This is a genomic window from Rheinheimera sp. (assembly GCF_036568245.1).
Classification (GTDB): Bacteria; Pseudomonadota; Gammaproteobacteria; order Enterobacterales; family Alteromonadaceae; genus Alishewanella.
This window is the reverse complement of the sequence record NZ_DATCSY010000054.1, coordinates 1-9,973: the sequence shown is the minus strand read 5'-3', so window position 1 is coordinate 9,973 and position 9,973 is coordinate 1. Positions and strand designations below refer to the sequence as shown.

The following is a 9,973-nucleotide window of genomic DNA, read 5'->3' as shown; positions in this document are numbered from 1 at the left end:
CCAGAACCCGGTAAAGGCACAGTATGAGCTGGGCCAATCTTTCGGTATCAGCGGTACGCCGGCGATTATTCTGCCCAGTGGCCGGTTAATTCCGGGGTATCAACCGGCGAAAGCGTTATTGGAACAACTGAAAACAGATGTTTAACCCGCTATGTCTGCAGTAAACCGTTTTATTCAGCGCCGGGCTTTACCCGGCGTTTTACCACCCTTAGCCGGCGTGCAACACCCGGTGCTGCAACGCTTGTATATCAGCCGTGGTATCACTGACATCCGGGAGCTTGAGCGTGGCGCAGCGGCGTTATTGCCCTATAACAGTTTAAAGGGCATCAACTCAGCAGTAGAACTGCTGCTGCAGGCACTGGCTCAGCAGCAGCAACTGGTGATCGTTGGTGATTTTGATGCGGATGGCGCCACCAGTACCGCTGTATTGCTAACCGGCCTGAAAGAGCTGGGCTTTAAGTATGTAGAATATCTGGTACCAAACCGTTTCGAGTACGGCTACGGCCTGACGCCGCCAATGGCTGAGCTGGCAGTAGCGCAGGGAGCCGAGCTTATCATTACCGTTGATAACGGTATTTCTGCCATTGAAGGCGTGGCACTGGCGAAAAAAGCCGGTGTTAAAGTGCTTATTACCGACCACCACCTGGCGGGCAATGAATTGCCTGACGCCGATGCAATAGTGAACCCTAATCAGCCCGGTTGCAGTTTTGCCAGCAAAGCACTGGCTGGCGTTGGCGTAGCGTTTTATCTGCTATTGGCACTTAGGGCAGCGCTGCGTGAACGGCAGTATTTTAGTGCAACGCAAAGCGAGCCTAATTTAGCCGAGCTGCTGGATTTAGTAGCTCTGGGGACGGTAGCTGATGTGGTGCCACTGGATAGCAATAACCGTATTCTGGTGCACCAGGGGCTGATGCGAATTCGCAGCGGTAAATGCCGCCCCGGTATTCAGGCGCTGATTGATGTCGCAAACCGCAATGCGCAAAAGCTCACTGCCAGTGACTTTGGGTTTGCGCTGGCGCCGAGGTTAAACGCAGCCGGCCGGCTGGATGATATGTCACTGGGAATAAGCTGTTTACTGGCACCAGAGCTTGGGTTAGCACGGCAGTACGCTGCTGAACTGGACAGTTTAAATGTCGAGCGCCGTGCTATTGAGCAAAGCATGCAAACCGAAGCGCAGGCATTTTTAAGCCAGCTATCCTTTGATGGCAAAGATTTGCCAGAATGCCTGTGTCTTTACCGGCATGACTGGCATCAGGGCGTGATTGGCATTTTAGCCGGACGGATAAAAGAGCAGTTTCACCGGCCTACCATAGTGTTTGCGCAGGGCGATGACGGTGAGCTGAAAGGTTCAGCCCGTTCAATAAATGGCTTGCATATCCGTGATTTGCTTGAAGAAATTTCTACACAGTATCCCGGTTTAATCAAAAAGTTTGGCGGTCATGCGATGGCGGCCGGGTTAACTATCAGTGCTGAACGGCTTGATACCTTTAAGCTGGCGCTGTCATTGACGGCAAAAAAATATCTGACACCAGAGCAACTAACCGCTGTTATTTATACCGATGGTGAATTACCGGCGGATTGCTTTGAGCTGGATTTTGCCAGGTTGTTACAGCAAGCCGGGCCCTGGGGGCAGGCATTTCCGGAACCGGTATTTGATGGCGAGTTTACGCTTATCAGCCAAAAGATGCTGTCAGACAAGCATCTGAAGATGGTGCTACAAACGCCTGGCGGTAAGTTAGTGGATGCAATCTGGTTTAATGCCGACAATAAAGCCTGGCCCGATGTTAACGTGCAGAAAGTGCAGTTGGCGTACCAACTGGATATTAACGAGTTTCGCGACAAGCAAAACTTACAGCTGATAGTCCGGCATATGCTGGCATGCTAATGACTGTTATTCAGCAGGCAGGCTAAACCAAAACAGGCTGCCGCCATCTGGTGGTGTCTCGTAACCGGTTTCTCCACCTAAGCGCTGCACAATTCGGGCAACAATGGATAAACCCAGGCCGTGGCCGTCAGCTTTTTTGGTATCCAGACGGTTGAACTGCGCAAACAGCGCGGTTTGTTTCTCCAGCGCTATGCCCGGGCCACTGTCTTTTACCCAATAGCGGATCTGGCCATTTGGCAGCTCATTAGCCCCCAATACTACTGCAGGGGCCTCGCCACCATATTTAATGGCATTAGAGATATCGTTTACCCACACTTGCTCTAACCAGGGCGAGAATCCCATTGCTTTAGGCCAGCCTTCGGTAAAGCGGATATTGGCATTGTGTTCGCTGGCTAACATTAGCAAGGCATTGATAATATTATTCATCTTCTCTGCACTGCTATGAATGCTTTGCAGCAGGTCGCTGCGTTGCTGCTCGGACAATGCATTCGCTGCACCTTGTAATAAGGCGGTTTGCCCCAGTAATGCCGTTAACGGATGCTTTAAATCGTGCGCTACTGTATGCGCATAAGCATTTAACTCGGCATTCTGCTCAGACAGTTCTGCAGACTGCTGCTGTAATGTATGGTTGTTCTGTTCCAACTCTTTTGTTCGCTCCGATACAAGCTTTTCAAGATCCTGCCGATGGCGGATCAGCTCCAGCTCAATTTCAGTGCGTTTGTTTAAATCATCCAGAATGTTCTGCCGCATTTTGTTTATCGCTTCGACAACCATATCCAGCTCGTCAGGTTGCCTGGTCGCCGGGCGGTTCAGGCTAAGCGGCTGGTTCATGTTGTCACTGTCGAGTGTTGCCGCATAACGCGCCATGTTTTCCAGATGCCGGCTAATGGCATGACGGAATAAATACAACAGAATAAGAGCGGCAACCAGTAATGATAAACAGGTGGTGATACTGATAGCGACCGCTTTGGTTTTAGCGACTGGTAAATGGCATCATCCATCAGTGTCACTTGCAGCTCACCAAGCAGATACTGATCATTTCCAATATGATACTGCAGCGTAAAGCTGCGGCTGTCTGCTGCCTGGTTTCCAGAGGTGTTATTGCGTTGCCAGCGGGTACCAATATCATCCAGCAAGATAATACTGCCAATACCTGGCAACGCTGCTAAACCATCGAGCAGCACATTGATGCGCTGCTCATCGACAGCCCACATGGCCTCTTTCAGGCTTGGAATGTAGCTTTTTTCTATCTGGTCAAACCGGTCCCGCAAAGCGGTCATTTCGCTTTTATAAGTCAGGTAAATCTGCCAGCCGGTTACCATCACCGCCATCAGTGCAGTGAAACTGAGCGTGATAACAACGAAATAGACACTGAGCTTACGTCTATACCTGCGCACTGCGTAGATGTTTTAATTCATTTACGCTGAGTGTGTCGAAGCGCGCTTGGTCCTGCTTATTTATCAGCAATAATCGCCAACCTAATAAACCTCTGTCTATGGGAGTTCGGATGGCCAGCAGCTGTTGTTCGCGGGCGGTGCTGGTAAAAGTCCAGACTACATCTAAATCGCGGTTCAGCTGAACCTAGCGTAGGGTGCGGTATTGGCGTAACTCATGCTTACTGGGCAGGGCTATGTAATTTTCGCCAGAGCGGGCCAGTGCAAGTTTGAGCAGATCAATAGGGTAGTGGCCTCTGGGGTCATCAGCCATAGCTTCTGACCAGGCATAAATAACGGCGGTCTTTTCCGGGCTTGTTGCTTGCTCTGGAGCAGCAAAGGCTGCAGACACCATAAGCACAGCAACACAGTAGCCGAGAATATTAGCTTTGGTCGCCAGCAGGAGCATTGCGCTTAGTTTAAACATAACCTGAACAAAGCTTAAACGAAGTGAGTACAGCCAAATTATAGAAAAGCCTGCAGAATGTACATCGAATGGCAGAAGAAATTAGCTGAACTCATGTTTAATTAAGCAAATATTACTTCAGGACTGCTGCATCAACGGCAATAAATTTGCTACAATCGCCGCCTATTTTTTCTCTGGCATTTCAAGGTTACAGACAACAGCATGTTTGAAGTCAATCCGGTGTACAACAGCATTAAAGATTTAACTGAACGCACTAACGTGCTTCGGGGGTATCTTTGACTATGATGGCAAGAAAGAGCGTTTAGAAGAAGTTTCCCGCGAATTAGAAGATTCTGCGATTTGGAACACGCCGGATAAAGCCCAGGCACTGGGTAAAGAGCGCTCAGCGCTGGAGCAGGTTGTTGGCACCATTGATAAGCTGGATCAGGGCCTGGAAGACGTTGAAGGCTTAGTTGAGCTGGCGGTGGAAGCTGAAGACGAAGACACCTTTGAAGAGGCTAAAGCTGAACTGGCTGATTTAGATAAACAGCTTAGCCTGCTGGAATTTCGCCGGATGTTCTCCGGCAATCATGATGCAAACGACTGCTACCTCGACATTCAGGCTGGTTCTGGCGGTACTGAAGCCCAGGATTGGGCCAGTATGCTGATGCGGATGTATCTGCGCTGGGGTGAAGATAAAGGCTTTAAACCCGAGATCTATGAAGTTACCGACGGTGATGTGGCCGGTATTAAAGGCTGTACTATCAAATTTTCCGGCGAATATGCCTACGGCTGGCTGCGTACCGAAACCGGCGTGCACCGTTTAGTGCGTAAAAGCCCGTTCGACAGTGGTAACCGCCGTCATACCTCGTTTGCTTCAGTGTTTGTGTCGCCAGAAATTGATGACGACATCGAAATTGAAATTAACCCGGCAGATTTACGTATCGATACTTACCGCGCCTCGGGTGCCGGTGGTCAGCACGTAAACCGGACTGACTCAGCGGTACGTATTACCCACTTGCCGACCAATATCGTGGTGCAGTGTCAGAACGACCGTTCACAGCATAAAAACCGTGATAACGCTTATAAACAACTGCGCGCCAAACTTTACGAATTTGAATTGCAAAAGCAAAACGCGGAAAAACAAGCGCTGGAAGATACCAAGTCGGATATCGGCTGGGGCAGCCAGATCCGCTCTTATGTTTTGGATGACTCGCGCATCAAAGATTTACGCACCGGTATCGAAACCCGTAATACCCAGTCGGTATTAGACGGCGATCTGGACAAATTTATTGAAGCCAGCTTAAAAGCCGGCCTGTAATCTTTAAGTTCTCTCTCAATCAGGAAATACACTATGTCTGACCAACAGCAACAACACGACGAAATTCAGGACGTAAACAAACTGATTGCTGAGCGAAAACATAAGCTGGCGCAGCTACGCGAAGACGGCTTTATGTTCCCGAACGATTTCCGTCGTGAGCACATCTCAGATGAAGTGCTGGCCAAGTACAACGACTTAAGCAAAGAAGAGTTAGAAGCGCAGAAAATTGAAGTAAGCTTAGGCGGCCGTATGATGACGCGCCGTATTATGGGTAAAGCCAGCTTCACTACGCTGCAGGACATGGGCGGTAAGTTCCAGGTTTACGTCGCGCGCGACAGCCTGCCAGAAGGCCTGTACAACGAGCAGTTTAAAAAGTGGGACTTAGGCGACATCTTAGGGGTTAAAGGCCACTTATTTAAAACCCAAACTGGCGAGCTGACGGTATGGGCCACTGAAATCCGCTTATTAACCAAGGCGCTGCGCCCACTGCCGGATAAATTCCACGGTTTAACCGATAACGAAGCGCGTTACCGCCAGCGTTATTTAGACCTTATTTCAAACGAGCAATCACGCCACACCTTTTTAGTGCGCAGCAAAACCGTGGCTTACATCCGTAAGTTCTTCAACGAAGAAGGCTTTTTGGAAGTCGAAACGCCAATGCTGCAAGCTATTCCGGGCGGTGCTTCAGCGCGTCCGTTTGAAACCCACCACAATGCACTGGATATGCAGATGTTCCTGCGTATCGCGCCAGAGCTGTATTTAAAACGTTTAGTCGTTGGTGGCTTTGAAAAAGTATTCGAGTTAAACCGTAACTTCCGTAACGAAGGCGTATCAACCCGCCACAACCCGGAATTTACCATGCTGGAATTCTACTGGGCGTACGCCGATTACAACGACCTGATGGACTTAACGGAAAAGCTATTCCGCGGCTTAGCACAGCATGTACTGGGCTCAACAGAAGTGCCGTATCAGGGCGAAGTGTTCGACTTTGGCAAGCCGTTTGCACGTATGTCGGTAACGGAGTCGATTCTGCACCACAACCCACAGATCACTAAAGAGCAGCTGGCGACGCGCGAGTCGGTAGCCGCACTGGCGAAAACACTGGGTATTGAAGTAAAAGACAACTATGGCCACGGCCGTATTTTAATGGAAGTGTTTGACGAGCTGGTAGAAACCAAGCTGCGCCACCCAACTTTCATTACCGAGTACCCGGCTGAAGTGTCGCCGTTGGCACGCCGTAACGACCACAACCCGGAAATTACCGACCGCTTTGAATTCTTTATCGGTGGTCGCGAACTGGGTAATGGTTTTAGCGAGTTAAATGATGCTGAAGATCAGGCCGAGCGTTTCCGCGAGCAGGTCGCACAAAAAGACGCCGGTGACGATGAAGCCATGTTCTATGATGATGACTTTGTCACCGCACTGGAACACGGTTTACCGCCAACAGCAGGTCAGGGTATCGGTATCGACCGCCTGGTCATGTTACTGGCCGACGCCGCTTCCATCCGCGACGTTATCCTGTTCCCGCATATGCGTTTACACCACGATAAGTAAGAATGTTTTTCTGCTTAAAAAGCCAGACCTCGTGTCTGGCTTTTACTTTTCTTACCCTGTAAAGATTACTAAGCGCGGGTAACTTCTACAGTCTATTATGTCTGTTTTTTACTACATATTTGTATAAAACATTGATTTTAATATATTTTATTGATGGCCTGACCATTGCAACAACTATTCTGCATCTGGCAGCACTTAGGCTGCCATAACGTTGTTAAAAAGGAGGCATCACATGGCCAGTTCACAACAAACAACCGCTAAAACCAGCACTATAGGTAATGGTTCTTTAAATGCGCCGGTTACCGAGCGGGCTTCAGAGGCTGCACATCATGCGGTAGACAGTATGGCGATGAAAGCATCTGCAGCAGAAGATACGCTGCGTAAAACTGCGGCGACATCGAAAGAGGCTATCTCGCACAAGCAGGAAGAGATTAAACAGCAGCTGCAAAGTAGTTACAGCAAAACCCGTTCTCTGGCAGAGCAAAACCCGCTGGCGACAGCTGGTATAGCCTTTGTCGCTGGTATGCTGGTAACCACTTTACTGCGTCGTCGCTAAGGCTTTTGCCATGCAATGCAAGGAAGCCGCTCAAGCAACAGCGCAGGCACCCGGAACTGCACCGGGTGCAGCTCAGCCTGATGCTGATAAAACGGTGTTGCAAAGTGCGGTAAACCAGATTTCAGAAATGGCTGCACTGAGTTGGTCGATGTCTGAGCGTTATGCTGAGCAAATCAAATTATCGGGTCAAACAGCAAAAGCTGAGTTGAAGTTAACAGGGCGAAGCCTGACTGTTGCTGCGGGTCTCATCGTCTGTCTTGGTGCAGGCATGGTACTGATGTGGTTCAGTCTGCTGCTGGCGTTAGGATATGTGATTTTTCACTTTTCCGGATCAGTGCTGTTAAGTTCTGCGGTATTGATGGTGTTGCAGCTCGCCGTGCTTTATTGGTGCTGGCGCAGCCTTGATTATGTGTTATCACAAGTTGGGTTTGGTGAAACCTGGCGCCAACTGAAACGCTTGCTGTTAAAAGCGGAAGGAGCATCTGATGCTGATTGATAAATTACTACGCCACCGCCGGTTGGAAGTAGAGCGGCTGGCTCAGGAAGGTCATCAGCGGCAAAAAGTGTTGCAGGCGGAAAGCTGGTTACTACAGCAGCGTGCTAAAAGCTTTATTGGCTCGGCGCCGGGACTGACGTTAAGTTTCAGTGCTGGTGTACTATTTCAGCTGCGGCACAACAGTGCCGTTAAAACCTTGCGCAGTGTTATTGGTCTGCGTTGGCTAAGGTCATTGTTTTAAGCCGGCAGGATCGAATGACAGCCTATTCCGCTCAGCAGCGCCGCTATGCTTCTACTGTTGCCATGAAACTGATGGCGCTACTGGCATTATGTTACACCTTTTACTTCTGCCGCGGGCTGATTCTGCCGCTGATGATCGCAGCATTTTTTGCGCTGTTTGCCGCACCAGCGGTCAGGCTGATGGGCAAATGCTATCTGCCAAAGCCTTTAGCTGCGGCGTTGATCATCATGGTAATGCTGGCTCTGGCAGGTGCTGGCATCAGTCTGCTGTATGAACCCGCAGCCCAGTGGCTGGAACGTTTACCCCTGCTGGGTTCACGCTTAGCTGAGCAGGTGGAAGATGTTACCGCTTCTATTGACGTGCTAAAAGACAGTGTGGCGCCGGGCAAGTCTGCTACCGAATCAATAAAGTCGGCGGTAAGCAGCGGTATTATGCCGTTACTGTCTGTGTTGGCACAAACCACAGCGATTATGCTGTTTCAGCTTGCTGCTGTGGTGATGTTTACCTACTTCTTTCTGGTATTTGGTGATGCGTTGTTACGCAATATGGTGCGGGCCTTGCCATCGCTTCATGCGAAGAAAAACCTGCTGTCTACCTTTCATGCGGTGCAGGATGACATGTCACATTATGTGCTGGTCGTCAGTACAATTAATGTGGGGCTGGGGTTAGCCACTGCGCTGGCGATGTTTCTGCTGGATGTGCCGGATCCGCTGCTATGGGGCACTTTGGCAACGTTGCTCAACTTTGCACCTTATGTTGGCCCTTTGGTACTGACGGTGCTGCTGACCGGAGTTGGCTATTTTGAGTATCAGCAAACGGGGCAGATCTTAATGTTGCCGGGCGTGTTCTTACTACTCAACGTGATTGAATCGCAGCTTATTACCCCTCTGGCGTTGGGCCGGCGTTTTAATATGAACCCGCTGGTGCTGGTGATCTGGATGTTTATCTGGGGCTGGATCTGGGGTGTTGTCGGCGTACTTATCGCGATTCCGCTGCTGGTTTGCCTGAAAATTATAGCGCTGCACTTGCCTGAAACGCCCAGCTGGCTGGTGGTGCTCGATGCCACAACAACCGATAAAACGACGCTACCGGATTTACGGGAATCGTAACCTTTTACAGGTATCACCTTGTTGTAACCTTGCAATTCTCTGTTTGTTTAATTGGCAAATGTTTATTCAGATAACTCGTGCAAAGCCAAAAAGCAAGGTCACGGCATTTCCGCCTCAAAAGCCAACTTTCGCCGCACAAGATATCAAGCCGCCGGCTCCTGACCAAGCTTTCACCTCTTAGCGACATTTTAGTCACAATAGCTTTGTTAACCTGCCTGCGTTTCATCAAAACATACAGCGGATTGTTGGAGGACAACATATGAGTAGGCAATTGGGGCAGGTATCGAGGTTAACTGTTGGAGGGGGCGTAATATGAGCCGGCAGTTAAGACAACTAATATGGCTGACGCTATCGGCGTTGCTGTTGAGCTGGCCACTTTTTAGCCAGGCAGCAGAGGCGCCCGGTGCGCTGACGATCATCGTCAAAGATCAAAATATTGACCGGCCACTATCAGACGTTCAAATCACGCTAACCGAGCGCGAAACGTCAGCCACGCAAACCTTAACCAGTGATACCCAGGGGCGTATCGTGGTAGAGCAGCTTGACCCGGGGCTTTATTCTATCAACCTGAGCAAAAGCGGTTTCGCGTCGGTGTATGAGCCAAGCGTGCGGGTGGTAACGCGCAAAAATATTAAGGTAGCTTTCGAGCTGAAACCCCAAGCTATTGAAGTAGTAGAAGTCAGAGCACAGCAAGCTGCTACCTTTGCTGCAGGCTCCAGCACCTATCTTGACCGGGAAGCGCTGCGCAGCGCCGTGGGCGGTGGCGCTGATCCGCTACTGTCTCTGGACGGACTGCCTGGGCTGGCATCGGCCAGCGAATTTGCCAGCTTTAGCGTGCGTGGCCGCGGCCCACGCGATAACCTGATATTCGTCGATGACTTTCCGTTTGATAAAGCGGTGCACTTTGATGCGACGCTCGGTGAGGAAGAAGATGTCGGCGGCGGTGGCCGGTTCTCGATTTTTGCACCTAAT

Annotated in this window: 12 protein-coding genes; 9 read left to right on the top strand and 3 right to left on the bottom strand. The window is 50.1% G+C overall.

Annotation, left to right across the window (positions count from 1 at the left end; translation table 11 throughout):
• Both VIN66_RS02500 and recJ read left to right on the top strand, forming a co-directional pair.
• Positions 1-145, top strand: a 145-nt coding sequence (locus VIN66_RS02500; RefSeq protein WP_331922520.1) for a thioredoxin fold domain-containing protein, incomplete at its 5' end; no start/stop codon positions are given.
• Between the two features lie 6 nt (positions 146-151).
• Positions 152-1,885 (top strand): single-stranded-DNA-specific exonuclease RecJ, encoded by a 1,734-nt coding sequence (recJ, locus tag VIN66_RS02495; RefSeq protein ID WP_331922519.1) that lies wholly within the window; start codon positions 152-154, stop codon positions 1,883-1,885.
• 6 nt (positions 1,886-1,891) lie between these two features.
• On the opposite strand, the gene VIN66_RS02490 is transcribed toward recJ, so the two are convergent.
• The 3 genes from VIN66_RS02490 to VIN66_RS02480 all read right to left on the bottom strand — a co-directional run bounded on the left by VIN66_RS02490 (position 1,892) and on the right by VIN66_RS02480 (position 3,745).
• A complete protein-coding gene (locus VIN66_RS02490) occupies positions 1,892-2,752 on the bottom strand; it encodes a HAMP domain-containing sensor histidine kinase (protein ID WP_331922518.1) in 861 nt (286 codons plus the stop codon).
• Positions 2,713-3,282: a hypothetical protein gene (locus tag VIN66_RS02485; protein ID WP_331922517.1), complete on the bottom strand. Its 570-nt coding sequence runs from the start codon at positions 3,280-3,282 to the stop codon at positions 2,713-2,715. Before VIN66_RS02485 ends, VIN66_RS02490 begins: the two co-directional genes overlap by 40 nt.
• A gap of 184 nt (positions 3,283-3,466) precedes the next feature.
• Positions 3,467-3,745, bottom strand: a complete 279-nt coding sequence (locus VIN66_RS02480; protein ID WP_331922516.1) for a hypothetical protein — start codon at positions 3,743-3,745, stop codon at positions 3,467-3,469.
• 201 nt (positions 3,746-3,946) lie between these two features.
• On the opposite strand from VIN66_RS02480, the gene prfB reads away from it, so the two are divergent.
• The 7 genes from prfB to VIN66_RS02445 all read left to right on the top strand — a co-directional run.
• Positions 3,947-5,045, top strand: a protein-coding gene (prfB, locus tag VIN66_RS02475) for a peptide chain release factor 2 (protein WP_331922515.1) whose coding sequence is annotated in 2 segments (ribosomal slippage) — positions 3,947-4,021 and positions 4,023-5,045 — 1,098 coding nt in all. Because the reading frame shifts where the segments join, the coding sequence is not laid out codon by codon here.
• Positions 5,046-5,078: 33 nt separating this feature from the next.
• Positions 5,079-6,599: a lysine--tRNA ligase gene (gene lysS, locus VIN66_RS02470; protein ID WP_331922514.1), complete on the top strand. Its 1,521-nt coding sequence runs from the start codon at positions 5,079-5,081 to the stop codon at positions 6,597-6,599.
• 232 nt (positions 6,600-6,831) lie between these two features.
• Entirely contained in the window at positions 6,832-7,155 is a 324-nt protein-coding gene (locus VIN66_RS02465) for a DUF883 domain-containing protein (protein WP_134051690.1), read from the top strand.
• A 10-nt stretch (positions 7,156-7,165) separates the two neighbouring features.
• Positions 7,166-7,651, top strand: a complete 486-nt coding sequence (locus VIN66_RS02460) for a hypothetical protein (protein WP_331922513.1) — start codon at positions 7,166-7,168, stop codon at positions 7,649-7,651.
• Positions 7,641-7,892 (top strand): hypothetical protein, encoded by a 252-nt coding sequence (locus VIN66_RS02455; RefSeq protein ID WP_331922512.1) that lies wholly within the window; start codon positions 7,641-7,643, stop codon positions 7,890-7,892. Before VIN66_RS02460 ends, VIN66_RS02455 begins: the two co-directional genes overlap by 11 nt.
• 14 nt (positions 7,893-7,906) lie before the next feature.
• On the top strand, positions 7,907-9,001 hold the full coding sequence (locus VIN66_RS02450; RefSeq protein ID WP_230818723.1) for an AI-2E family transporter: 1,095 nt from the start codon (positions 7,907-7,909) through the stop codon (positions 8,999-9,001).
• Between the two features lie 312 nt (positions 9,002-9,313).
• Positions 9,314-9,973: carboxypeptidase-like regulatory domain-containing protein (locus VIN66_RS02445; protein ID WP_331922511.1), on the top strand; the 660-nt coding region annotated here is incomplete at its 3' end.